This window comes from Bacillus sp. SRL337, assembly GCF_984799155.1.
Genome location: NZ_OZ481793.1, coordinates 3,793,755 through 3,817,892, shown reverse-complemented (window position 1 = coordinate 3,817,892; position 24,138 = coordinate 3,793,755). Strand labels below are relative to the sequence as shown.

The window sequence follows — 24,138 nt, the reverse complement described above, 5'->3', positions numbered from 1 at the left end:
GTGTGATAAAGTGACAAGGGAACATGTTATTTTTCGAATTTTTTTACATATATCGATGGAATTCGCTTTCAATAGCGTTTTTTCACTCTGTTTGCTTTAGACAGCGACTTCAATGAATGGAGATGAAATTATGAGCAAAAAAGAAGAGCATATCCGTAAACCCGATTGGCTTAAAATCAAGCTGAATACAAACGATAACTATATGGGTCTCAAAAAAATGATGCGTGAAAAAAATCTTCACACAGTTTGTGAAGAAGCACGCTGTCCCAATATTCATGAATGCTGGGGTACAAGAAGAACCGCAACCTTCATGATCCTTGGTGATGTTTGTACGCGCGCTTGCCGCTTCTGTGCTGTTAAGACAGGTCTTCCAAATGAATTGGATCTGGCTGAACCGGAACGTGTGGCAGATTCGGTTCAATTGATGAATCTGAAACATGTCGTTGTCACAGCAGTTGCCCGTGATGACTTGAAAGATGGAGGCTCTGCCGTCTTTGCCGAGACTGTAAGGGCTATCCGCAGAAAGAATCCGTTCACGACCATCGAAGTGCTTCCATCCGATATGGGCGGTGTTTTTGATAACATCAGAACCTTGATGGATTCTAAGCCGGATATTATGAACTATAATATTGAAACGGTCCGCCGTCTGACTCCAAGAGTTAGAGCGCGTGCGACTTATGAACGTACACTAGAGTTCCTTTCCCGTGCTAAGGAACTTCAGCCGGAAATCCCTACAAAGTCCAGCATCATGGTTGGTCTTGGGGAAACAAAAGAAGAAATCATTGAAACCATGGATGATTTGAGAGCATCCAATGTGGATATTATGGCAATCGGCCAGTACCTGCAGCCAACGAAGAAGCATTTGAAGGTTCAAAAATATTATCATCCGGATGAGTTTGCGGAACTTCGAAAAATTGCGATGGAAAAAGGTTTCAGCCACTGTGAAGCCGGTCCGCTTGTCCGTTCTTCTTACCATGCAGATGAGCAGGTTAACGCTGCTGCAAAGGCTAAGCAGGAAATGGGAGAAGAGCAAGTTCAAAAAGCTTAATACGCTTTATGATGAAAAAGGACTGATCCTGCCATTAGGATCAGTCCTTTTTGGTATACCGGAAATGATGCACTGGGTGTCTTTGGATGACTTTCAGCCAGGGAGCCCCTGTCAAGTCCCGTGATTTGTCTTAGTCTGTTATGCTGTCATGACCTGTATGGTCATATCTTTTTTGTCTGTCACGGTTGATGCGATGAACGTCGTCCTCATTCATTTCATCCATTTCGTCATACATTTCCCCATTGGCGTTTTCGCCTGCATCAATTTCGCGTCCTTGAGGGGATGCTTGAAGCATCTGGTTGATTGTATCATCAATCGCTGTGTTAACATTGTTCATATCAGAATCCATTGAAGCAAGATTCTCAACGTTTTGCATCAAGTTAGGATCATCTGTGACATACACATGGTACCAGCGAGGCACTATGGAGAGCGCCGTCTTTTTTACCTGGTCGGCGACTTCAAAGCGTGAATCCTTATCTTTGGCATCTGTTTTATAGGAAACTAAAACCTCTTCATCAGTCACAAGAGTGGATGCGTCCTCGACTCTGGGAATCGTGACGCTCATTCTGCTGATAGAGTCGGCCACTTTTTCACGGTCGATGGTATACATGTTTTGGGTAGAAATGGTTCTTCCTTCAATTGGGCTCTTTTGGTGTCTTACATAACCGAATTGCTCACCGCGGGCGTGTTCGTTATTACCAACTTCCCTGAAGATATCTTCCTCTTCTCCCACATTGATCGCGTTACCGCTATCATGGAAAATTTCATCACCATCTGAAGCAAAATCATCTGCACATCCGGCTCCTACGAGCGAAAAGCTGATGAATCCTGCTGCAAGTATTTTTTTCTTCAATTTAAACACCTCCTCATTTGTTAGAATGACCAGGTGAATTGTATTTTTCTCTTAGTAATTAATGGACAATCAGTTATAATTTAAATAAGAGATTTTTTATCGGAAAAGGGTTCGATATGGAAAGTAGGTGAAAGGAAGATGGTATGCATTAACAATGTGTGTTACGAAGTGATCGAGGAATTCCGGGATGGTTTCAATGAAGAAGCCTTTCGTGCACGCTTCAGTGATATCCTGAACAAATATGATTATATTCTTGGTGACTGGGGTTATGGTCAGCTTCGCCTGAAAGGCTTTTTTGATGACCAGAACCAAAAAGCGACATTTGACACTAAAATCATGACAATCAAAGATTATTTGTACGAGTACTGCAATTTTGGTTGCCCTTACTTTGTAGTCAAGAAAACAAAACAATGATTCAGCACTTTAAAGCAGTGGGGGACAGTCCCTCACTGCTTTAAAGGGGTAAAGCCGGCGCCTTCTAAAGGGCTGCCGGCTTTTTGCTATTTGTTTTCCGAATAAGGGGGTTCCTCGTTTCGTTCCGGGTCGGCATGGACCGGATGGGATCCGGGGTCCTGTCTCGGGATGTCCTGGTGCAGGGATTTAAACTCGTAGTTGAAGGCACTGTAGTAGCGCTGTCCTTCCTCCCAAGGAGCGGACTTATTTTCAACTGGAGTATATTTCCCTCTTGGAGCACCATAAGGGCCTTCAGGAGTTTGCTCTGGAACAAGGAAATTCCGCATCGTTTCGACATTCGAAAAGTCTGTGTACACTTCTTCCTCTTTATCAAGGGTGTGTTTTTCCTTTTTAAAAAACATATAGCCACCTCCGATGTTTTTAGTATATGGAGGGTGAGCCATCTCATGCTGGTAGTATTATGGAGAAGAATTTTGAAGGAATATGTTACACTATTAGTTGAAAACTAATAGGGCTATCTTTACGTTTATTGCTTCGGAAAGAGCCTGTACAAAAGGCGGAGGTGCTGCATATGTATTTTGTTGACCGGGAAAAAATCGAAGAAATCTTGGTATATATGGAAAAACAGCTGGACTTATTTCAATCTCGGCCAAGCTGGGGTTCACCTGTTGAACAATTAGCATTGGAACGTATTTCCCATACTATCATCGAATCCATCCTTGATACAGGAAATGCCATGATTGACGGATTCATCATGAGGGATCCGGGAAGTTATGAGGATATTATCGATATTCTTTTGGATGAGAAAGTGATCACTAAAGAAATGGAAATCAACTTGAAGAATCTAATTGGGTTCCGAAAAATGGTTGTTCAGGAATATACACAAGTCGAACATGATGAAGTGTTGAAAAGTTTAAAAGACAATATGGGGGCGCTTCAGTTATTCCCGACACATGTCAGGAAATACCTGACCAATGAGCTGGGACCGGTTTCTGCCTTTAGAAACTAAGCTTCTTCGAGTTGTAGTGTACACAAAAAAACTAACGCAATAAGACATAATTGAGCAAAGCTGGAGGTTACTATGAAAGACTATCAAGGATACCTAATCGATCTCGATGGGACGATGTATAGAGGAAAAGAAAAAATTAAAGAAGCGGGCGATTTTGTGAACCGCCTGATTCAGAAAGGACTGCCTTACCTTTTTGTAACAAATAATTCTTCTGCAACGCCGGAGAAGGTTGCAGAAAAGTTAAGGGACTTTGATATCCCGGCTGAACCTCATCAAGTGTTCACCACTTCCATGGCGACTGCGAACTTCATCGCTGAAAGAAAACAGGGTGCAACAGCTTATGTCATCGGGGAAGAAGGCATACGTTCCGCACTGGAAGAAAAGGGACTTCAAATTGTAGATGAGAAACCCGATTTTGTTGTGGTGGGAATCGATCGAACCATCAATTATGAAAAGTTAGCGCTTGCATGTCTGGGAGTAAGAAACGGCGCTACCTTCATATCTACAAATGGCGATATAGCAATCCCAACAGAAAGAGGCCTTCTGCCTGGAAATGGTTCATTGACATCGGTCATTACTGTTTCAACCCAAACACAGCCGATTTTTATTGGAAAACCTGAATCCATCATTATGGAACAAGCCCAGGAAGTACTGGGTGTTCCGAAAGAAGAAACGCTGATGGTTGGTGATAACTACGACACTGACATTTTAGCCGGGATTAATGCAGGGATTGATACGCTGCTTGTCCATACGGGGGTCACGACAAAAGAAATCCTGACCGGGAAAGAAGTACAGCCTACCTATGCCATCAACTCGCTTGATGAGTGGGATGTTTGATTAACAGGAGTATTTCAGTGACATGAAAGCGGGAAACCAGGGGCGAAATGACCTTAAACGAGGTTTTCAAGCACATGGAAGCAGGAAAAGTGCGGCAAAAGGGAAAACCAAACAAAAGAGTCTTATCCCAACACTCTCGATAAGAAAAGGAAGGCACCCAGGCCTTCCTTTTTTGTCTCTTTATTCATCCTCATCATATCTGTGCGCCAATCTTGAGGAAGCTGCGGCTGCAATAGCACCTACGATGTCATCCAGAAAGGTGTGGCATTTACCGGAAGATTTATCATTTAACCTTTCAAGGATTCCAGGCTTCTGCTTATCAATATATCCATAATTCGTAAAGCCGATCGATCCATATACATTTACAATGGAGAAGGCAAGGATTTCATCAACACCATACAGGCCTTCATCCACTTCGATAATGGATTGCAAAGGTTCTTCCAGGAGGCGTTTCTCAGCCAATCTATCTAATTGAATTCCGGTTAGAATTGCATTTTGGACTTCCCGCTTGGACAGGACCCTTTCTATGTTATGGCGGCATTCTTCTATGTCCAGATTCGGATGATACTTCTTCTGCAGGAACAGGACGAGTTCGGCGATATCATCTATTTCGACACCCCGCTCGCGGAGCCATCTGCGTGCCGTTTCTTCTGATAGTTTTTTTGATTCTTTATCCTTCATCTCTGTCACCTTTTCCTATAATTTTTTTTACAAGATGTAATCCGGCTGACTCTTCACATATCTATTATTGCCTCCAGGCAGTAAGTATACGTATCAATCTGCAAAAAGGGTGTGTACTTATATTCTTATGAAACAAGCCCGGCTTTAGAAGTCTCTTCCGATTATTTATCTCATTCAATATTTCCATCATGAAGGCTCCATTTTATTTCATATATATAAAGTAAACGGAATAGGTGGGGGAGTAGTCGATGGAGGATATTTTAGCGAAGCATTATGGACTGCAGCCGGAACGTTCTTTTAAGGACGGAAGAGCCCAAAGATATATGGCTGATGGGTCCATATATACTATTGTCAATGTGACCAATATGGAACAGGAATACCTTGTCGAGCTATATAAAATTACTGAGCACATGAGGAAATATGGTGACCGTTTTGTATCTTCTTTTGTACCGACATCAGAAGGCCGTTTTCTGGTCACTGAAAAAGAACAGGATTTTACCGTGCTGAAGAATGACCATCACACCAGGAATACAGAAGCCAAACTGGGGAGGAAGCTTGCCAAATTCCATCAAAGGGGACTTGCGATCGAAGAGAAGATAACGCATATCAGCCGCATTGGCCAATGGAAGACTTTGTGGGAAAAGAGAATTGAACAAATGGAGAAGGCTTTTCAATTGGTCATTGAAAGCCATCCTGGTGACGAGTTTGAAAGAATGTTCATAGACAGCTGTCCATATTATTTGGGGCTCGCAGAAAATGCAGTACAGTATTTGGTCGATACCGAAATGGATGATAGCCCAGTTTACACAGACTCCGGGACTGTTTGCCATGAACGATTTCTAGACGGAGTGTGGGGAAGAGAAATCACTATACGGAACCCTTTTGACTGGGTGTTTGATCATAGTGGAAGAGATATCGCTGAACACGTTCGGGAACGATATTTTACTATGCAGAATACCCATCAGCCTGAGATCCAGCAATTTTTTCGTGAATATCAATCCGTCGCACCATTGTCTTCCTTCTCTTGGAGACTGGTGTATGCAAGGCTCCTGTTTCCTTTTCATTATTTTGAGACAGTGGAGAATTACTACCTCTCAGATTCGGAGGGGCAGCACTTGCAGCTCGGGGAGAAGATGCAGAGTTACTTGAACTCCACTCGGCATTATGAACGATTCCTTGGAAGCTTCTATCAAGTTGCTGAAGTCCCGGTAAAATCATTCGGAATTCCGGGAGTCGCCTGGCTGGGCTGAAACGAGTTGCTTTCCAAGATCCCCTGATGTTGCTAAAATATAGAAAAATAAGCATGAAAGCAGGGGTTGTCAAAATGAAACCGTATATTTACGTAACACGCAAATTGCCAGAAGAAATTTTATCTCCCCTTAAGGAAAACTATGAAGTAGAGATGTGGGATGATGAAAATGTTTCTGTGCCGCGGGAAATCTTACTTGAAAAATCGCATAAAGCTGGGGGCATTCTCTCAATGCTCTCAGATTCAATAGACAGGGAGTTGATTGAGCAGTCCCCCAATCTTAAAGTTGTCGCAAACCTGGCAGTCGGGTTTGATAATATCGATGTGAAGGCAGCAAATGAAAAGGGTGTCGCTGTGTGTAATACCCCGGATGTCCTGACCGATACTACAGCAGATCTCACTTTCGGCTTGATGATGGCAACCGCGAGACGATTGATCGAGGCTGATAAGTATGTGAGAGAAGGAAAATGGAAAAGCTGGTCACCGCTCCTGATGGCTGGAGCCGATCTCCATCATAAAACGGTCGGAATCATTGGGATGGGCAGCATCGGAGAAGCCTTTGCAAAAAGGGCAAAGGGCTTCGATATGAACATCCTCTATCATAACCGCTCCAGAAAGTTAAATGCGGAAGAGGCTTTGGGCGCAGAGTATGCAAGCTTGGAAGCACTTCTGTCCCATTCAGATTATGTCGTCTGTCTTGCACCGTTGACACCAGAAACAAAGGGACTTCTGCAGAAGGAACAATTCGAAATGATGAAGTCATCAGCCATTTTCATCAATGCAGCCAGAGGGCCGATCGTCAATGAAGACGCCCTATATCAGGCACTGGTAAGCGGGGGAATTGCCGCAGCCGGTCTCGATGTATTTGAAAAAGAACCAATTGATGAAACTCATCCGTTACTATCTTTGGACAATGTGGTCGTGCTTCCTCATATCGGAAGTTCATCCGTTGAGACAAGAATGGAAATGATGGAGCTCTGTGTCAGCAATATCAAAGCGGTCCTAGAGGGTGATACACCGAAGACGTTAGTGAAGACAAAAGAGGATTGATGGGTAATGGACCCATTCAACAAGTGAACCTCCATATCCATCACTCACTGAAGTGTAATCGGGATGGAAGGTGAGCGATCTCCTGTAGGAGCACCGGGGACGTATTCAGCTCCAGCGGCCAGTTAGTTCCCTTATAGATTTCAGTCTCTCTTTGTGAACCCAGCTTCAAGCCTGTGGATTGTCGTTCCAGGTACGTGACTTCACGGAAGTAGCGATAAACAAAAGTTGGAAGCGGCCGTTCCATGCTGTGCAGATTGAGGACTCACCATAAACAAAGTAAGTTGATCATGCTTATCTTGAAATTGCATGTACAATAACCTTTAACAGAGCCAAATAAAAAAGATGACCTGCTGCGGCAGGTCATCTTTCATTAATTAGAATACTTGTTCAACTTCAACGATTCCTGGAACCTCTTCCAATAGTGCACGCTCAATACCGGCTTTTAATGTAATAGTTGAGCTTGGGCAGCTACCGCAAGCACCAAGAAGACGAAGTTTTACAATGCCATCTTCGACATCGACCAATTCACAATCCCCGCCATCGCGAAGTAAGAATGGACGCAATTTATCTAACACCTCTTGTACTTGAGGTACTAATTCTTGTTGTGTCATAAACAATCGACTCCTTTCCTTACTTTCTATTATAATAATATATGCTGAAAAAATCTATCCGTTAAGCCGATTTCCTGTGCTAAATTTTCCCTTATAGGCTAATAATGAAAAGTTTTATGATGGAAGTGAAAAAGGTTACGCTTACCCTGGAAATTTTGTAAAATGAGAGATAGGAAGGGAAAGGGGTGGATTTCATGGAAAGAAAAGAAGTGGAAATTGTTGTCTATGGAGCTGAGAAGGTGTGTGCAAGCTGTGTTAATTTGCCGACCTCCAAAGAAACATATGAGTGGCTTGATGCTGCCATCTCGAGGAAATTTCCTGAACAGCCGTTTACAATTAGATATGTAGATATATTCAATCCACCAGAAGAGGCAGATTTGAGAGGATTTGCTGCCCGGGTCATTGAAGAAGACATGTTCTACCCGGTCGTTTCCATTTTCGGTAAAGTCGTTGGCGAAGGCAATCCGAAATTGAAGACGGTATATTCTGAACTTGAAAAATACGGATACCAGGCAGGATGAAGGAAACCGGACATCTTTAGAGGCGTCCGGTTTTGTATTTGGTTTAGAAAAACTCTATCAAATAGCCTTTACATTAAAAGAAGCGAAATTAACGTCCTGTAGGGATTCTTTAAGGTCAGATAAGCAGGCTGTACCGGACGATAAAAAAAAATGAAAGATCGATAAGGTTGTTTTAAGAACTTTAAAACTACAAAACTAAAATTACCGTCATCTACCTTAAAATATCGGTCCCGCTCCGCTACCGAAACAAAACACCCCAACAGCATCCAAGCCGTTGGGGTGTTTTCTGTTCTATAAGAATTAACCATTATGGTATTTATACATCCAAAGCACACCTGATTTCAACAGTCTTGCCATGCGCCCTGTGATGGAGCGTTCGTTGACCAGCCCGAAGCCGTGTTTTTTGCCAAGAGATCCAAGAATCCCCTTCAACTTGATACGGGGAAGTTCATCCGGAAGCTCTTCGCCTTTCCAGCGTTTCAGCAGGATTGTGACGATTTGCTCAGCTTGTCCTTCAGCCAACTGTGCGCTTGGTGCCTGAGGAAGGCTCGCGCAGTCTCCGACGACATATACGTGTTCGTCTTCAGGGATGTTATGGTATTTCGTCAGCGCAACTCTGCCCTGTTTATCCTTTTCGACTTCCATGTCACGGACAATCTTGTTGGGCTGAATGCCGGCTGTCCAGACGATGGCATCACAATGAATGCTCTCTTCGTGATTGTGGAGGGTGTTGGGTTCAACTTTTGTGATATTGGAATTATTGATGATGGCAACATTATTTTCCTCAAACCACTTGTGAACGTAAGAACTGAGTCTTTCAGGGAATGTGCCAAGAATCCTTGAACCTCGGTCAAAGAGCTTAATGTTCAAATCTGAACGGCTCTCGCGAAGCTCACTGGCCAATTCGATACCGCTTAATCCGGCACCGACAATTCCGACGACAGAGCCCGCAGGAAGGTTACAAAGCGATTCATACGTTTTCCGCGCTTTTTCAATCGATTGAATGCTATAGGTGAATTCCGCTGCACCCGGCACACCATGATACTTATCTTCACAGCCGAGCCCGATGACCAGATCGTCGTAGCTGATGGCTTCCTCATTGTTCAAATGAACCAGCTTGCTGGATACATCAATTTTTGTAACATCACCATATTTCACATTAAGTCTTGAATGTTCTGGAAATTCAACGCGTACATGCTGATCTGAAATGGTACCAGCTGCAAGCGCGTAGTATTCAGTTTTTAAACAGTGGTAAGGCACCCGGTCTATCAGTGTAATCATAACGTCTTCGGGAAGCTGGTTAGGCAGCATGCGAAGAAGCACCCGCATATTTCCGTACCCGCCACCGAGGAGGACTAAATTTTTCATAACAGTAATTTCCCCTTTTGCACTTGAATGATGAACTCATTTCTGTTTCACTATGCAGAGAAGCCCGGCTGATTTTTATATGCGGGGAGTGCAAAGCGGCGAAATGAGGAACAGGATTAAGTAAGCACTTTCAATAATGGACATATATTGAGCCATTTTTCATATAAAATAAAACGTAATCACTAAAAAGTATATCGAAATAATAGATTTTTCACAACAGAATTATGACAAATTCTTCACATCCGCCAGATTATTGACCAATGCATTATTAAAAGGTTTTCAACTGTAAAAAACCGACAATTCATTGACGTTGTCCAGGAAAAAAGGTAGCATTATCATGTAGCAATAGCGAGGTGAAGAAAGTGAAACCGATTATTGAGTTTTGCATTAGCAATCTTGCAAGTGGAGCACAAAAAGCACTAGAAGCTCTTGAGAGGGACCCCAATTTGGATGTAGTCGAATATGGCTGTCTGGGTTACTGCGGGAAGTGCGCTTCTTCCTTCTTCGCGCTTGTGGAAGGTGATGTCGTCCAGGGGGACACACCAGATGAACTTGTGGAAAATATTTATCAATTCCTTGAAGAGAACCCGATGTTTTAACTTACACAATATAGTCAACCAGAACAGGCAGAAGAGATATGAATTTCTGCCTGTTTTTTTATACCTGCAATGAAAGGAAAGGTGAAGATGTGGATTATTTTACCGGGCTTTTACAGACTAATTTATATGTAAATGACAGTAACCAGGCGGCCAAATGGTATCAGGATACACTGGGGCTTACTATTGCTGCTGATTACGGTACCACGGTTGTTCTGGCTTTCGGGAATTCCCCTTCCTATGATGAAGGGAAAAGCGGGCTGCCGGTCATCTGCCTGATTGAAAATAAATCTGTGAAAAAAGGGGAGGACACAACTCATCCGGTCCTGGGAATCTCAAAGGAATACTGTGAAAACTTGTATGATGAGTTGAAGAGAAATGGTGTAGAAGTAGAAGAAAATCCATCCCATAAAGGGCATTTTACGTTTTATGACCCGGATGGAAATATGCTGGAGGCTTATTGTCCAGGTATATATGAATAAAAGAAGCCGGAATACCGGCTCTTTTCTTTTGTCAGGTGGCTTTTTGGTAGTCGTCCCTCATCTCTTGCCACCGTTCGCGTGCCAATTCGATGATCCTCGGTTCAAGTGAATTCTTCTGCTTTGTGAGCACCTTGGAAAAATAGGTGGCTGCCTCGCGGAAGTGCTCCAGTCTTAAGTGCAGCTCAGCGATCAGATAGAGAATTTTAATTTCGGACATACCTGTTCCCTTAAATTCATCATTCATATAGGCTTGTATATATTCGTTTACCGCAAGTGCAGTGAAACGATTTTCTTGTTCCTCATTCAGAGTGGAGCGGTACAGCCAGGCGGTCCTGAGGTAAAGCCCCGCTACAGTGATACTTTTCTCTCTTTTTAAGGAAGCAGAAAGGATTGCCAGTTTGTATGTATTGATGGCTTGAAAGATGGAGCGGGTCCCGCCAAAATCTTGTTTCGACCAACGGTTCGTCAGCCTATCCTGAATTTCCGGCTTAATAGCGGGGACGATGTACTTCGTAAAATCATCTGTAAAGGAAAACCCGCATTCAGGGCAGACATTTACATTATATAGTAAGGGATTAATCAGCTCATCTTTATAGACAGGACGAAAATCAGTATCATGGTGACTGAATTTAATAAATCTGGAACGCAGCTTTGTGCTCTGGAAAGGCTTTTTGCAATAGAGACAATTTATATTCTTCTGGTAAAACGGTGTTATTTCAGCCATCTTCATCCTCCTATTAACGCTGGTTCTTTTTGCTTATATTACACCTTAAAATATGCGCCTAAAGAACTACTTATTTTAATCTGCCCAATTTGCAGATTGGTTGAGGATAAATGCAAAAAGGTATATACTGTAGACTAAATAGTCATAAGATATAGTGAACAGATATAGATGTTTAAAGGTAATAATGGAGGTGAAATTACATGTCAGATGTAGTAGTGATTACTGAAGCGGCAGCGATGCAGATCAAGGATATGATGAAGCAGAATGAAGAAGAAGGAGCATTTATCCGTGTATCCATCAAGGGCGGCGGATGCAGCGGCCTTTCTTATGGAATGGGATTCGAACATGAAGCCGGTGAAGAGGATATCCAGCTCGAGCTTCATGGCATCCAGGTTGTGGTGAACAAGCAGGATGCACCGATTCTTAACGGGACGAAAATTGATTATAAACAATCCATGATGGGCGGCGGTTTTACCATCGATAATCCGAATGCAATCGCGAATTGTGGATGTGGATCCTCGTTCAGAACAGCTAAGGTTGCAGGTACGCCTGAGAATTGCTGATATTGTATCAAAACATATAAAGCCCCTTTCGGAAATTGAGCATGGCTTCCGATAGGGGCTTCTTTTTCAATGGCACTTTCCGTAAACTTTGCTAATAATATTTTGGTCATTCACCTTCTTAACCCCTGTAAGCAGGAAAGAGCCACTCTTCTTTTTTCGAGGGGCTCCATTGAATACAGGGGGAAAATCCGGCTCTTAGGATTTTTCAGAAAGCAGCAATTAATGCGAACCCAGCCTTTAAATATTTTTTAATGCTTCATCGATAGGCGTGTCACCGTTCAGGATTTCAAACGTTTTGTGGTAGGTTTCCGGTTCGGTCAGACAAGCTGTCAGCACTTCGGCTACATCTTCACGGGTGATGCTTCCGCTTTTGTCCTCAATGGAAGGTGATGCAATGATGTTTCCTGTCTTTTCTCCATCAACAAGAGCGCCAGGGCGGACTATCGTATAGTTCAGACCGCTTTCAACCAGGTGCTGATCGGCTTTTCCCTTTGCCTCTAAATAGTGATGCATGCCATCCGGTCCAATATTGGGGGTGTCTGCTCCCATCGAACTGAGCATGATGAAGCGGTCCAGCCCTCTTTCTTTTGCATAATTGATGGCTTTGACGGCACCTTCCTCATCAACAGCTGTCGTTTTATCAGGGCCGGTCGAACTTCCGGAACCCGCAGCAAAAATGATTGCGTTGACTTCGTCGAATAGATAAGAGAAGTCCTCTTCCAAGTCTCCGACAAGGGGCTTGGCTCCTAGATTTTCCATTACATCTATTTGTTCTGCTTTGCGAATCATCGCTTTGGCGATATGCTGACTGCTGTTGACGAGTGAGGTAATCACATGCTTACCTGTTTTTCCATTTGCTCCGATAACGAGTACATTCATGACAATCATCCTCTTTAATTAAAGATTTCTTACTAACTGCTCTACCCGTAACAGCTGTAATTAAACGCTGCGGCGTGCACTCTACATAGAATGGCATCTTGAGTTTGTTTTATTCTTAACGCTTCACCCGATTCCCGCCCCAGGTCCACGGTTCCTAGGGCGGGCGGTGAACTAAAGAGCGGAAGCGGCCGTTCAACGCCGTACAGATCGGAGCTCTTCCATGAGATAGAAGATCACGGCGAGCAAAGCGTTCGATGGTGATATACCAAGAAGAGAGGCCAAATCCGCTAACCACTTGCCGCTGGAGCTGGTAGAATCCCGCCGGACGTCCTATAACCTCCGCTACAATCCTCAAGTAGTACATCTCCTATTGTCATAGCGTTGCTTGTATAGAAGCTTTATCCTTATCGTGATTTTTAAATGATAGAATCTAGTTTCAATACAATAAAAAAAGTGAACGGAACCATCATTGGTCACGTCCACTCAAAGTTTTGATGCTTGTCTTCTAATTTCAGCTAAACAGGGATGTACTGTGCAGAGGCTGCACTCTTGCTTTTGGATCCATGTAGGCTTTGGCGTTATTGACTGCCGTAGGAGCTTCGCCAAAACCGCTGGCGATCAATTTCACTTTTCCTTCGTAAGTGGAGATGTCACCGGCCGCATAGATGCCCGGGACATTCGTTTCCATTTTAGAATTCACGACAATGGAATTCTTTTGGATTTCCAAGCCCCAGTCTTTGATTGGGCCAAGGGAAGAAACGAAACCGAAGTTAACGATCAGTTCATCCAAATCAAGAGCTTCTTTGGTTTCTCCGCGGACTTCTTCCAATACTAACTGCTTCACTTTTTCGTCATCACCGATCACCTCGACAGGCACGAATGGTGTTTTGATTTCTACAGAAGACTTGTGGAGCTCATCTACGCTGTGTTCATGCGCCCTGAACTTGTCACGGCGGTGAACGAGAGTCACTTTTTCAGCGATCGGCTCAAGCATCAATGCCCAATCGACAGCCGAGTCTCCGCCGCCGCAAATCACGACTTTTTTGCCGGCAAAGTATTGCATGTCATCTATGAAATAATGAAGATTTTTTCCTTCATATGTAGAAGAGCCTTCCAATTCCAATCTTCTAGGCTGGAATGCGCCATTGCCGGCAGTGATGATAATCGTTTTAGAGTAGTGAACTTCTTGATCAGTAGTTAATTTAAAGACACCGTCTGCCTGTTTTTCAAGATTTTCCACCGCTTGCTCAAGACATATAGTCGGTTCAAACTGAGCCATTTGTTCTTTTAAATTATTGACAAGGTCCTGTGCCTTTACTTTAGGGAATCCAGCCACATCATAGATATATTTTTCAGGGTACAGGGTAGACAATTGTCCGCCCAGCTGAGGCAGGCTCTCAATGATCTTGACGCTTGCTTTTCTCATCCCGCCATAAAAAGCAGTGAACAGTCCTGTTGGACCTCCACCGATAATTGTAATATCGTATACTTTTTGATCCTCTTTCAAATGATATCCCTCCTATTTGTTGTGCAATATAGTCTCTATTCTACCACAGGAGCTCACTTCTTCACAAAATATGCATCAAAATTGCGAATAATCAGTTATTTTTAATCCGTTTTCATTCGGTTGTAAAAGGGGAAAGTATAGTCGAAATTTTCTTAAGTTTTATTCTTTAAGGATATATCTTGAAAATCGAAAGTAAAAAGAATAATATGTAATGTAGGGCTATTGTTAAGATTTTATGACATTTTTCATCCTTATTTTTTATCCTTAATCGTGAAATTTGTCACATACTTATTTATTTCTTTATTTATTTCATATTTTTCAAATAAAAATCTTGCCTGCGGTGGATGCTAAGTCATATTAATTCATCGTAAATTCTAAGAAAAAGGTGGATGTGATTTCGTTGAGAAAGCCAAGAATAGTTGTATTAGGTGCTGGTTATGGCGGCCTGATGACAGTGACTCGCCTGCAAAAACAATTCAGTAAAGATCAAGCGGAAATCGTTTTGATCAACAAGAATGATTACCATTATGAAACAACATGGCTGCACGAGGCTTCCGCAGGAACGCTGCATCATGACAAGGTTCGGTACGATATCAAGGATGTTATCGACAGCCACAAAGTGAACTTCATGCAAGCTACAGTGGAAGATATCAAGACAGATGCGAAGAAAGTAATCACCGACAATGGTGAAGTTGAGTATGACTATCTTGTCATTGCACTTGGTGCTGTATCAGAAACGTTCGGAATCAAAGGCCTTCATGAACATGCTTTCATGATTGCCAACATCAATTCTGCACGTCAGCTTCGTGAACATCTTGAGTATCAATTTGCTACGTATAAAAATGAAGAAGACAAAAAAGACGAGCGCTTGACGATCGTTGTCGGCGGTGCGGGCTTTACGGGTATTGAATTCCTGGGTGAGCTAGGAAACAGAATCCCTGAGCTTTGCAAAGAATACGACGTTGACTTCCAAAAAGTGCGAATCGTATGTGTCGAAGCTGCTCCAATGATCCTTCCTGGATTCGATCCTGAGCTTGTGAAGTATGCTCGTGCCAAATTGGAGAAAAAAGGTGTCGAATTCCGTATTGGCACTCCATTGAAAGAAGCAACAGAGAACTCCGTCATCATCTCAAAAGGTGAAGATGAAGTCGAGGAAATCCAAGCTGGTACAATTGTATGGGCTGCGGGTGTCCGCGGAAACCCAGTCATCGAAAAAGCTGAAATCGAAAATATGAGAGCTCGTGTAAAAGTTGGAAAAGACTTAAGAGCTCCAGGACATGACAATATCTTTGTCATTGGAGACAGTTCACTGATGATCAATGAAGAAATTGACCGTCCTTATCCACCGACTGCTCAGATCGCCATGCAGCAGGGTGAAACTTGTGCACGCAATATCACTGCTTTAATCAAGGGCGATGATGCACTTGAACAATTCAAGCCGGATATCAAAGGAACTGTATGTTCACTTGGTGAAGACGATGCAATAGGTCTTGTTTACGGCAAGAAATTGATGGGTACAAAAGCTTCATTCATGAAAAAAGTAGTCGACAACCGTGCACTTTACATGGTAGGCGGAGCCGGACTTGTCATGAAAAAAGGTAAATTCAAATTCTTTTAAGAGCTAGACAAGCAGAGCGAATGACTTCGTTCTGCTTTTTTTTCGTTAGGCCCTTTTTGTATAGGCTGTTGTATTTGGATGAGTTAGTTGATCTCCGCTACAGGTGTGGGACTCCGCGGGGCGGGCGTTGAAGTAAAAAGCGAAAGCGGCCGCTTAGCACCGTACAGATTGGAGGGTTCTCGCATGAGATAAAGGAATCACGAAGAGCAATAGCGATTCGATGATGACTTATCGGAAGGAGAGAGACCGAAATCTGCTAGGTGTTGGCCGCTGGAGCTGGATTGACTAAAAAGCGAAAGCGGCCGCTTAGCACCGTACAGATTGGAGGGTTCTCGCATGAGATAAAGGAATCACGAAGAGCGATAGCGATTCGATGATGACTTATCGGAAGGAGAGAGACCGAAATCTGCTAGGTGTTGGCCGCTGGAGCTGGATTGCCTCCTGGACTCTGCCTGCGGAGTCTTACCTGTCCCGCTAGTCCCTCAGGAGATCACACACCTTCCGCTTCAATCAACCCATATATATAAAGCAGCAGTCGACATCAAAAACAACACTCTTTTTTAGAATACAGGTTTTGGATGGAAGATTGAGTATAAGTGTTGGTAGCAAGGAAACACCTTATTACATCGCTATGAGCGGTTTGTATCATAGTGGTTGATGGAGAAATGCCCCATTATAACAAGGAACATACTGGATAATATGGTGATTGGCCAATAAACACCGGGTTATAGGAGTAAGAAAGTCTTTGTAGGAGGTTGATAAGTGATTAAAGACCATATTATAGAAAGAAACATGCGCCGTAATCAGGTGATAAACAACTAAATACCCGATTATCGATAGGAATGCCATCTACAACAGGGTGATTAATCAAGAAACACCAGGTTGAAAAATAAAAAGTGTCATGTAGCATGGTAATAAACTGGATCGGAGGAGTTAACGTGAAAAGAGGTAACGTTTGGCTGGCTGCTGCTGGTTTGCTTATCGATAAGGATGGGCGTTGGCTGGTGGTGAAAAAGAAATATGGCGGATTAAAGGGGATGTGGTCCCTTCCTGCAGGTTTTGTCGATGAGGGAGAAAACCTTGAACAGGCAGTTCAACGGGAAGTGAAAGAAGAGACTGGCCTTGATACAAATGTGGAGGGGATCATTGGCATCAGGTCCGGGGTGATCAAAGAAAAGATCAGTGACAATATGGTCCTGTTTTTGCTGAAACAGAAGGACTTGACCCAAGAGCCTGTCCCATGTGAGGACGAAATCTCCGAAATTAAATGGATGCCTAAGGAAGACTTGCTTCAGAACCAGGAAACATCCATCATGATCCATGAAATGGTAAAGTATGATTTCAGCCTGCTTACCTCAGGGTTAGATCCGATTGACCCGGGTGAACAGTTCAGTTATACCAGCTATAAACTATTTTTTTAATTTTCTGAAATTTAAAGATATTAAAAGAAATTTAGTGAAACAAGAAGATGTATTCGCTTTCATGGCTGTACACGCGCTTTTTTGTCCCTTTTCTAAAAGACCAAACGATGATATAGTATCAGAAATCAATAAAAACTTTTTAGTGAAGGGGAGATAAGGACGATGAGATCAACGATTGAAACAGCAGCAAAGAAATGTGAATATTGCTCAGGGAAAGGGTATTTCCAACTCGTTCTTGGCGGCTCTGAAACATGTCCATGCTGCAGCGGCAGCGGTAAAAAATAATAAATAATATTCGTTTTCAATATTCAGGGACCAGTGGAGTGCTGGTCCTTTTTATTTTGGTTGATAAAGAGATGCCCATATTCCACCATCATCTTATTCCAAATATGTTCATTTTGTGAAGAACCTTCTTTTCGCCTCATTGTTTATTGACGGTGGATAAAACATTCAGTACACTAAACTTTAGTGTCAATGGAGGTGCTGCAGGAATGCAAATGGGAATTCCGGTTGTAATTATATCGATGTTATTATTTTTTGTACTGTTCTTTGGTATTGGCTTTTTGCTGAACATGCTGCTGCGCATGACATGGATCATGGCAGTTATTTATCCGATCATTACGATTTTCATTGTAGATGAAGTACGGTTTATAGATTATTTTAGAAATTCCGGGGAGTCATTCTCTGCACTGGGAACCAAGTTCACTTCTCTTACGGCAGTTGATGTGCTGATCCTGTCTTGTGGTCTCGCTGGAGCGATTGTGGCTGGCATCACCATGAAAATTCTTAGAAAAAAAGGCTATCAAATGTTTTAACTTCATACCAGTGGTTGAAAATGGAAACTCTTTGCTCATCAGCAGAGGGTTTTTTATTTTTATGCAGAAGGATTTTATTCTGTTTAGCGATTCTCCCCTTACGTAAAGTCAACGACGAAGCTCTTCTATCAGCCGTGTTTCCTTTATCTCATTCGAAAACCCTCCGAACCTTACCAAAGAGCCTCATTCGCTCCTTAATTCACCATCTGCCTCCAGCCGGTCAATAGGACAGCAATTGGCCATTGGCGCTAGACAAGTCCTGTTAAAAGGGCTCTTATTGTTAGCCGGCTGCCAAATTGAAAATGAATTCCTTGAACCCCTTTTCTCATTTCATCTGGGAACATAGTTGTTTGAAACAGAAGATGCCTGGCCAGCCTCCGATAGTCATGGTACATTAACAAAAATAGAATGAGCTTTAAGCTTCTCCTCGATATCTTTTTCTGTTCAGAAAGTTGAAACTATTAGACTTTTTAACTAATTCCTGAATATAATTTTATCTTTTGGGAAAGTAATAGTGATGGGAGGAGTGATTTTTACATGAAAAATATCAGAAAATGGTCTAAGAGGCTGGTTATGGCCATCTTGTTCACAGCAGCCTTATTTGTCACATTCCAATCAATCTCCGGGGTCAAGGCACAATCATTTTCCAGCTGGATACCAGAACAATTAGAAACAAAGGCATTAGTGTCAAAAGAGCATTCATATAAAAAATTATCATTGAAAGATAAATTATTAAAAAGGGCAAACAGCCTGAGGACATTGATTTCAGCCACTGAACCGGTGATGGCTAAACCGAAATCACTTGAAGATGCCATTGATTGGTCGAAATATCCCAAATCGACGGTGACGGCCACGGGATACACGGCAGGAATTGAATCCACAGGAAAGCTTCCAGACCATCCGGCTTATGGTATTACATATTCAGGAGTAAAAGTGAAAAGGGACTTATATTCTACTGTCGCGGCTGATCCGGACGTATTTCCAATCGGGACCATCTTATTTATCCCGGGATATGGTTATGGGGTTGTAGCGGACACTGGAAGTGCGATCAAAGGACATAGACTGGATCTGTACTATGAAACAGTGGACGAAGTGTACGAGCATTGGGGTAAGAAGAACCTGGAAGTGTATATCGTTACCAAGGGTACTGGTGTACTTACTGAAGGTGAGCTTAAAGCTCTTAATGAAAACGAAAGCATGCAGGTATTCAGGCAGCAGTATATTGAGAAAAATGAAGAGTGACGTAAAGAGGAAGGGCCGGCATGCCCTTCCTCTTTTAAAGTTCAATTGATTTATAATGTTCCTGGTGCAAGATGGTGCCAAGCTTCAACGCGCCTTCCAGCAGTCTGGGAGAAGGCCTGCAGTATAACTCTTCTTCAAGGATCAGAATATGGCCATTGATAACTGCTTGCAGGTTGTTCCACTCTTTTCTCTTTTCCAATACCGCCGGATTCACTTTTTCACGCCTTACTCCAACCCATGCCAGGCAAATATAGTCAGGGTTTCGCTTATAAACATCATCCCAGTCTGTCTGAATGCTGGCAAGCTCAACATCTCTATATATATTTTCTGCGCCTGCAAGGCGGCTCAACTCTGTAAGCCAATTTATCTTTCCGGGGGTGAAAACTGGTTTTGGCCACCATTCCCAATATAACTCGGGATGAGAAGTAATAGTGGCTGCGGCCTCTTTTAGTGCCTTGATTTTCTGCTGAAAGATTCTTTGCTTTTCAATTGCCATTTCTTCGGCCCCGCATGCTTTCCCTACGGTCAATAGGTCGGCGGCAATGTCTTCAAAGCTCTGCGGGTTGGTGACGATATAGGGAAGATCCCTCTTCTTCAGCTCTTCAATATTCTTTTCCATACCCGGCACGCTTAAGGAAGCGAGGACTAGATCAGGTTCCAGCTCTTCTACCTTATCCATGTCAATGCTTAGGTCCGGCCCGAGTTTTGGCAGCGAGTGAACTTCTTCGGGATAGTCGGAAAAGTCATCAACCCCAACCAGGGAGGAAGTCAATCCTAAATAATCAACAACCTCTGTGTTACTGGGACAGATTGAAATAATTCTCATAAAACAGCCCCCATTCGATTCTAGATTGTAAAGTATATGACCAATGTCAGGAGAATCCCTGATAGACCGCCAAAAAAGACTTCAATCGGTTTGTGGCCGAGCAGTTCTTTCAGCTCTTTGCGTTTTTCTTCTTCAGGCTTCTTCTGCCAGCCCTTTGCCTCTCCCACAAACCGTTGAAAGTCCCCGACCAGTTTGTTCAGGACGATAGCTTGCTCACCGGCCTGGCGCCTGACGCCTGTAGCATCGAACATAGTTATGATGGCAAAGATGGCAGACACGGCAAAGACAGGAGAATCGAGGCCTGTTTCAAGGGCTACACCCGTAGATAAGGCTGTGACGGCAGCTGAATGGGAACTTGGCATACCGCCGGTGGAAGTGAGCAATGACCAGTCGAGTTTTTTTGTGGCCATAAATTGGATAGGCACTTTAATGAACTGGGCGAAAAAAATGCCGAATAAAGCCGCCCAAAATGGAAAGTTTGTAAGTAGTTCCATTGCTGTCGCAAAACATCCTTTCTGGATTTATTTATAGTAGTTCTTTTCCCGTTCTATCTCATAAAATGTTTTCCCAATTATACCATAGAAAATCATTCCAGAAGAAATCTCATTTGTCGGGCGGGTTCCTTACATTCGAAATATAGCGAAAATTTTTATATAATTAAAGTGGAGGTGCTTTTTAATGAAATTTACAGTTGTTAATAATCGTTTTTTTGAAAATGAACAAGAATGCATCCTGGTAGGATTGTTCAATGCCCCTGAATTTACAGGCGAGCTTGCTGAACTTGATTCAAAGTTTGATGGACAGTTAACGGAGCTGGTCAAAGCAGGGGACCTTTCCTCTAAGCTGAAGGCGGTTTCCAAGGTACATACTTTCGGAAAAATCCCTGCTAAGCGCATTGTGTTTGTAGGGCTGGGAAAAGCAAAAGAGCTTTCATTCGATGAACTAAGAGAAGCAATCGGCACAGCTTCCAAGGCAATCCAGGAAATGAAGATTTCTTCTTTTGCCGTTGCATTGGACACGCTGGCGACTGATCAGCTGGATGCTTCCGACGCGGCTCATGCTGTCAGTGAAGCATTCACAATGGCGACATACCGATTCCCTGGTTACAAACATAAAGCGAATGTCCCTGAAACGTTCATCCACAGCCTGACAGCATTCTCCAAGGAGGATAGTGCTGAAATCGAGGCAGCCCTTCAGGTTGGCTATGCACATGGAAGCGGAGTGAACTCTGCACGTGCCTTGGTCAATGCGCCGGGGAATATTTTGACTTCGACAAAGCTTGCTGACTATGCAGCAGAAATCGGTAAAAAATATGAATTCGAAGTGGAGATCCTCGATAAAGAAGAGATGGAAAAACTCGGAATGGGTGCCCTCCTTGCAGTCAACCAGGGATCCGTAGAGCCTCCTAAAATGATTGTCCTTAAGTATCAGGGAAGAGACGACTGGAACGATGTCATCGGACTTGTCGGAAAAGGGATCACATTTGATACAGGGGGATACTCCCTTAAACCCAAAGATGGAATTGTCGGTATGAAAACCGATATGGGCGGTGCGGCAGCTGTTCTTGGAGCGATGGAAATCATCGGGGAGCTGAAGCCTGAACAAAACGTTGTGGCCGTCATTCCTTCAACAGACAATATGGTAAGCGGAAATGCCTTCAAACCGGATGATGTCATCACGGCAATGAGCGGCAAGACCATTGAAGTACTTAATACAGATGCAGAAGGCAGGCTTGCGCTGGCAGACGGCATGACCTATGCAAAGCATCACGGAGCCAACTACCTGGTGGATGTCGCGACATTGACAGGAGGCGTCATCGTTGCCCTTGGAAATGACAAAACAGGTGCCCTGACAAATGATGAAGCCCTTTTTGAACAAGTGTTGGAAGCTTCATCAGAAGCGGGGGAGTTCATCTGGAGACTACCTTATACGGAGAATGACAAGAAAAGAGTCAGAAGCAGCAAAATTGCCGACTTGAACAACTCTCCTGGAAGGGAAGGCCATGCCATCATGGGCGGGGCTTTTGTTGGAGAGTTTGCTGAAGGAACGCCGTGGGTCCACCTGGATATAGCAGGAACAGCTACGTCCAAGTCTGATTACAACCTTGGACCAGCGGGAGCAACCGGTGTCATGGCACGTACACTTGCATTACTTGTTGAACGCTTTGAGTCATCTGAAAAATAGAGGTTTATGAAAAGCTTGTCTCTTTTTGAGGCAGGCTTTTTTTATTGGTTTTGAACAGGTATATCGCTGCTGGAAAGGGGTATATTGCTAGAAGGGAAAATGAAATAATTGGAATTCGGCATTTTAGTGATTTAGCACAGTAAAGTGTTGACAGCATTAAATCCATTTGATAGATTAGTAGAAGTATTTTAATGCTCTACCAATTTAGTGTACTAAAGTAAATGACGTATGCTCTTGAAAGGAGATTTTCAACATGAATGCAGTCATCATCGCTGTCCTGATCATGCTGATCCTCAGTTTGTTCCGTGTGAATGTGGTTTTTGCTTTGATTGCCGGAGCACTTGCAGGGGGATTGACAGGCGGCTTGGGAATAAATGAAACAGTCAGTGTTTTTACAGAAGGATTAGGCGGAGGAGCCAATATTGCCATCAGTTACGCTTTACTTGGCGGTTTTGCTGTAGCGATTTCTTATACGGGGATTCCAAACCTGCTTGTGAATTTTGTCATCAGAATGGCAGGAAAAGAAAGAGATTCTAGAAGAAAAGCGCTGTCTAAAGCCCTTATCGTATTTTCTATTTTATTAATGGCATGTTTCTCTCAGAATCTGATTCCGATTCATATCGCTTTTATCCCGATACTTGTGCCGCCGCTTTTAAAAGTGATGGTGGAGCTTGAAATCGACCGAAGACTGATTGCTTCCGCATTAACTTTCGGCCTGACAGCGCCATACATCTTATTGCCATACGGATTTGGTTTCATGTTTCATGAAATCATTGCGCAAAATATGGAATCCAGTGGACTGGAAATTGCGATGTCCGATATTCCAAAAGCAATGCTTCTTCCGGCAGCGGGTATGGTGGTCGGTTTGTTAATTGCGGTGTTCTTCAGTTACAGAAAACCGCGCATATATAAAAAAGTGGCAGAGCAGAAAGCTGAACCGACAGCTGTTTATACAAAGAAAGGGATTATCTTTGCGGTCATTTCTATTATTGCTGCCCTGTATGTTCAGCTCGCCCTGGATTCGATGATTTTCGGTGCCTTAGCCGGTTTGGCCATTCTTTATGTTTCAGGTTCAGTTAAATGGACAGATGCAGATGGAGTATTGACTGAAGGAATGAAAATGATGGCGTTCATCGGTTTTGTCATGATTGCAGCTAATGGTTTTGCAGCGGTTGTTCAGGCAACTGGACATGTACAGACCCTTGTTGAAGCCACTTCTGATATCATTGGCGGGAATCAATCTCTTGCCGCATTGCTGATGTTGATTGTCGGGCTACTTGTCACAATGGGAATCGGTTCTTCTTTTGCAACGATCCCGATCATTGCAGCAATTTTTGTTCCGCTTGCTTTGGAACTTGGATTCAGTCCTCTTGCGACGGTTGCGATAGTCGGCACAGCCGGCGCTTTGGGAGATGCAGGCTCACCTGCTTCAGACTCCACTCTAGGACCAACGGCAGGGCTGAATGCAGATGGCCAGCATAATCACATCTGGGATACATGCGTGCCGACATTCTTGCATTTTAACATCCCACTGATCCTTTTTGGCTGGGCTGCCGCCATTATTTTATAAGGTGAAAAGGATGCTTCTACTAGGAAGCGTCCTTTTGACAGAGGGTGAAAAACCGATTTCTACAGGTCTG

26 protein-coding genes and 1 pseudogene are annotated in these 24,138 nt (G+C 43.3%); 17 read left to right on the top strand and 10 right to left on the bottom strand.

The window, feature by feature from the left end; translation table 11 throughout:
* Positions 1–130: 130 nt before the first annotated feature.
* A complete protein-coding gene (lipA, locus tag AC4E8A_RS19310; protein ID WP_490195421.1) occupies positions 131–1,048 on the top strand; it encodes a lipoyl synthase in 918 nt (305 codons plus the stop codon).
* 130 nt (positions 1,049–1,178) lie between these two features.
* Here lipA and AC4E8A_RS19305 read toward each other — a convergent pair whose 3' ends face one another.
* Entirely contained in the window at positions 1,179–1,910 is a 732-nt protein-coding gene (locus AC4E8A_RS19305; protein ID WP_490195420.1) for a YhcN/YlaJ family sporulation lipoprotein, read from the bottom strand.
* 129 nt (positions 1,911–2,039) lie between these two features.
* On the opposite strand from AC4E8A_RS19305, the gene AC4E8A_RS19300 reads away from it, so the two are divergent.
* A complete protein-coding gene (locus AC4E8A_RS19300) occupies positions 2,040–2,315 on the top strand; it encodes a YutD family protein (RefSeq protein WP_490195418.1) in 276 nt (91 codons plus the stop codon).
* Between the two features lie 86 nt (positions 2,316–2,401).
* Here the strand turns inward: AC4E8A_RS19300 and AC4E8A_RS19295 are convergent, their stop codons facing one another.
* A complete protein-coding gene (locus tag AC4E8A_RS19295; RefSeq protein ID WP_490195416.1) occupies positions 2,402–2,716 on the bottom strand; it encodes a cytosolic protein in 315 nt (104 codons plus the stop codon).
* Positions 2,717–2,886: 170 nt separating this feature from the next.
* Between AC4E8A_RS19295 and AC4E8A_RS19290 the strand changes: the two genes are divergently transcribed.
* Together AC4E8A_RS19290 and AC4E8A_RS19285 are read left to right on the top strand one after the other, a co-directional pair.
* The gene (locus AC4E8A_RS19290; protein WP_490195414.1) at positions 2,887–3,324 is read left to right on the top strand and encodes a DUF86 domain-containing protein; all 438 of its coding nucleotides are present in this window, start codon (positions 2,887–2,889) and stop codon (positions 3,322–3,324) included.
* Positions 3,325–3,396: 72 nt separating this feature from the next.
* Complete coding sequence (locus AC4E8A_RS19285) at positions 3,397–4,161, top strand: TIGR01457 family HAD-type hydrolase (protein ID WP_490195412.1); 765 nt, start codon at positions 3,397–3,399, stop codon at positions 4,159–4,161.
* A 180-nt stretch (positions 4,162–4,341) separates the two neighbouring features.
* Here the strand turns inward: AC4E8A_RS19285 and AC4E8A_RS19280 are convergent, their stop codons facing one another.
* The gene (locus AC4E8A_RS19280; protein ID WP_490195410.1) at positions 4,342–4,842 is read right to left on the bottom strand and encodes a phosphatidylglycerophosphatase A family protein; all 501 of its coding nucleotides are present in this window, start codon (positions 4,840–4,842) and stop codon (positions 4,342–4,344) included.
* A 248-nt stretch (positions 4,843–5,090) separates the two neighbouring features.
* Here AC4E8A_RS19280 and yutH point away from each other — a divergent pair, with 248 nt between their 5' ends.
* Positions 5,091–6,092 carry a spore coat putative kinase YutH gene (yutH, locus tag AC4E8A_RS19275; protein WP_490195408.1) on the top strand — a complete coding sequence of 334 codons (1,002 nt, stop codon included), beginning with the start codon at positions 5,091–5,093 and terminating at the stop codon, positions 6,090–6,092.
* A gap of 74 nt (positions 6,093–6,166) precedes the next feature.
* Positions 6,167–7,141 carry a 2-hydroxyacid dehydrogenase gene (locus tag AC4E8A_RS19270; RefSeq protein ID WP_490195406.1) on the top strand — a complete coding sequence of 325 codons (975 nt, stop codon included), beginning with the start codon at positions 6,167–6,169 and terminating at the stop codon, positions 7,139–7,141.
* Between the two features lie 374 nt (positions 7,142–7,515).
* Here the strand turns inward: AC4E8A_RS19270 and AC4E8A_RS19265 are convergent.
* Positions 7,516–7,734: pseudogene (locus tag AC4E8A_RS19265) on the bottom strand (NifU family protein); the annotation flags it as partial.
* A gap of 212 nt (positions 7,735–7,946) precedes the next feature.
* Here AC4E8A_RS19265 and AC4E8A_RS19260 point away from each other — a divergent pair.
* Entirely contained in the window at positions 7,947–8,273 is a 327-nt protein-coding gene (locus tag AC4E8A_RS19260) for a YuzD family protein (RefSeq protein WP_490195404.1), read from the top strand.
* Positions 8,274–8,573: 300 nt separating this feature from the next.
* On the opposite strand, the gene AC4E8A_RS19255 is transcribed toward AC4E8A_RS19260, so the two are convergent.
* The gene (locus AC4E8A_RS19255) at positions 8,574–9,641 is read right to left on the bottom strand and encodes an NAD(P)/FAD-dependent oxidoreductase (RefSeq protein ID WP_490195402.1); all 1,068 of its coding nucleotides are present in this window, start codon (positions 9,639–9,641) and stop codon (positions 8,574–8,576) included.
* A gap of 362 nt (positions 9,642–10,003) precedes the next feature.
* Between AC4E8A_RS19255 and AC4E8A_RS19250 the strand changes: the two genes are divergently transcribed.
* Together AC4E8A_RS19250 and AC4E8A_RS19245 are read left to right on the top strand one after the other, a co-directional pair.
* Positions 10,004–10,240 (top strand): YuzB family protein, encoded by a 237-nt coding sequence (locus AC4E8A_RS19250; protein WP_490195400.1) that lies wholly within the window; start codon positions 10,004–10,006, stop codon positions 10,238–10,240.
* A gap of 89 nt (positions 10,241–10,329) precedes the next feature.
* On the top strand, positions 10,330–10,719 hold the full coding sequence (locus tag AC4E8A_RS19245; protein ID WP_490195398.1) for a VOC family protein: 390 nt from the start codon (positions 10,330–10,332) through the stop codon (positions 10,717–10,719).
* Between the two features lie 31 nt (positions 10,720–10,750).
* On the opposite strand, the gene AC4E8A_RS19240 is transcribed toward AC4E8A_RS19245, so the two are convergent.
* The gene (locus AC4E8A_RS19240) at positions 10,751–11,443 is read right to left on the bottom strand and encodes a DUF2225 domain-containing protein (protein WP_490195396.1); all 693 of its coding nucleotides are present in this window, start codon (positions 11,441–11,443) and stop codon (positions 10,751–10,753) included.
* A gap of 200 nt (positions 11,444–11,643) precedes the next feature.
* On the opposite strand from AC4E8A_RS19240, the gene AC4E8A_RS19235 reads away from it, so the two are divergent.
* Entirely contained in the window at positions 11,644–12,006 is a 363-nt protein-coding gene (locus AC4E8A_RS19235) for a HesB/IscA family protein (protein WP_490195394.1), read from the top strand.
* Between the two features lie 237 nt (positions 12,007–12,243).
* Here AC4E8A_RS19235 and AC4E8A_RS19230 read toward each other — a convergent pair whose 3' ends face one another.
* Both AC4E8A_RS19230 and AC4E8A_RS19225 read right to left on the bottom strand, forming a co-directional pair.
* Positions 12,244–12,885 carry an SDR family oxidoreductase gene (locus AC4E8A_RS19230; protein WP_490195392.1) on the bottom strand — a complete coding sequence of 214 codons (642 nt, stop codon included), beginning with the start codon at positions 12,883–12,885 and terminating at the stop codon, positions 12,244–12,246.
* A gap of 511 nt (positions 12,886–13,396) precedes the next feature.
* Positions 13,397–14,392 (bottom strand): NAD(P)/FAD-dependent oxidoreductase, encoded by a 996-nt coding sequence (locus tag AC4E8A_RS19225; RefSeq protein WP_490195390.1) that lies wholly within the window; start codon positions 14,390–14,392, stop codon positions 13,397–13,399.
* Between the two features lie 400 nt (positions 14,393–14,792).
* On the opposite strand from AC4E8A_RS19225, the gene AC4E8A_RS19220 reads away from it, so the two are divergent.
* The 5 genes from AC4E8A_RS19220 to AC4E8A_RS19200 all read left to right on the top strand — a co-directional run bounded on the left by AC4E8A_RS19220 (position 14,793) and on the right by AC4E8A_RS19200 (position 19,488).
* A complete protein-coding gene (locus AC4E8A_RS19220) occupies positions 14,793–16,010 on the top strand; it encodes an NAD(P)/FAD-dependent oxidoreductase (RefSeq protein ID WP_490195388.1) in 1,218 nt (405 codons plus the stop codon).
* Between the two features lie 938 nt (positions 16,011–16,948).
* Positions 16,949–17,431 (top strand): NUDIX hydrolase, encoded by a 483-nt coding sequence (locus tag AC4E8A_RS19215; protein WP_490195386.1) that lies wholly within the window; start codon positions 16,949–16,951, stop codon positions 17,429–17,431.
* Positions 17,432–17,593: 162 nt separating this feature from the next.
* Complete coding sequence (locus tag AC4E8A_RS19210) at positions 17,594–17,716, top strand: YuiA family protein (RefSeq protein ID WP_168412909.1); 123 nt, start codon at positions 17,594–17,596, stop codon at positions 17,714–17,716.
* 206 nt (positions 17,717–17,922) lie between these two features.
* Positions 17,923–18,246 (top strand): YuiB family protein, encoded by a 324-nt coding sequence (locus AC4E8A_RS19205; RefSeq protein ID WP_490195384.1) that lies wholly within the window; start codon positions 17,923–17,925, stop codon positions 18,244–18,246.
* Between the two features lie 537 nt (positions 18,247–18,783).
* Positions 18,784–19,488 (top strand): 3D domain-containing protein, encoded by a 705-nt coding sequence (locus tag AC4E8A_RS19200; RefSeq protein WP_490195383.1) that lies wholly within the window; start codon positions 18,784–18,786, stop codon positions 19,486–19,488.
* Between the two features lie 34 nt (positions 19,489–19,522).
* Here AC4E8A_RS19200 and AC4E8A_RS19195 read toward each other — a convergent pair whose 3' ends face one another.
* Both AC4E8A_RS19195 and AC4E8A_RS19190 read right to left on the bottom strand, forming a co-directional pair.
* Positions 19,523–20,314, bottom strand: coding sequence for a cobalamin-binding protein (locus tag AC4E8A_RS19195; protein WP_490195381.1), 792 nt, complete (start codon positions 20,312–20,314; stop codon positions 19,523–19,525).
* A 20-nt stretch (positions 20,315–20,334) separates the two neighbouring features.
* A complete protein-coding gene (locus tag AC4E8A_RS19190) occupies positions 20,335–20,808 on the bottom strand; it encodes a divergent PAP2 family protein (protein WP_490195379.1) in 474 nt (157 codons plus the stop codon).
* Positions 20,809–20,992: 184 nt separating this feature from the next.
* On the opposite strand from AC4E8A_RS19190, the gene AC4E8A_RS19185 reads away from it, so the two are divergent.
* On the top strand, positions 20,993–22,498 hold the full coding sequence (locus tag AC4E8A_RS19185) for a leucyl aminopeptidase (RefSeq protein WP_490195377.1): 1,506 nt from the start codon (positions 20,993–20,995) through the stop codon (positions 22,496–22,498).
* Positions 22,499–22,751: 253 nt separating this feature from the next.
* On the top strand, positions 22,752–24,068 hold the full coding sequence (locus AC4E8A_RS19180; protein ID WP_490195375.1) for a Na+/H+ antiporter family protein: 1,317 nt from the start codon (positions 22,752–22,754) through the stop codon (positions 24,066–24,068).
* Positions 24,069–24,138: the final 70 nt, after the last annotated feature.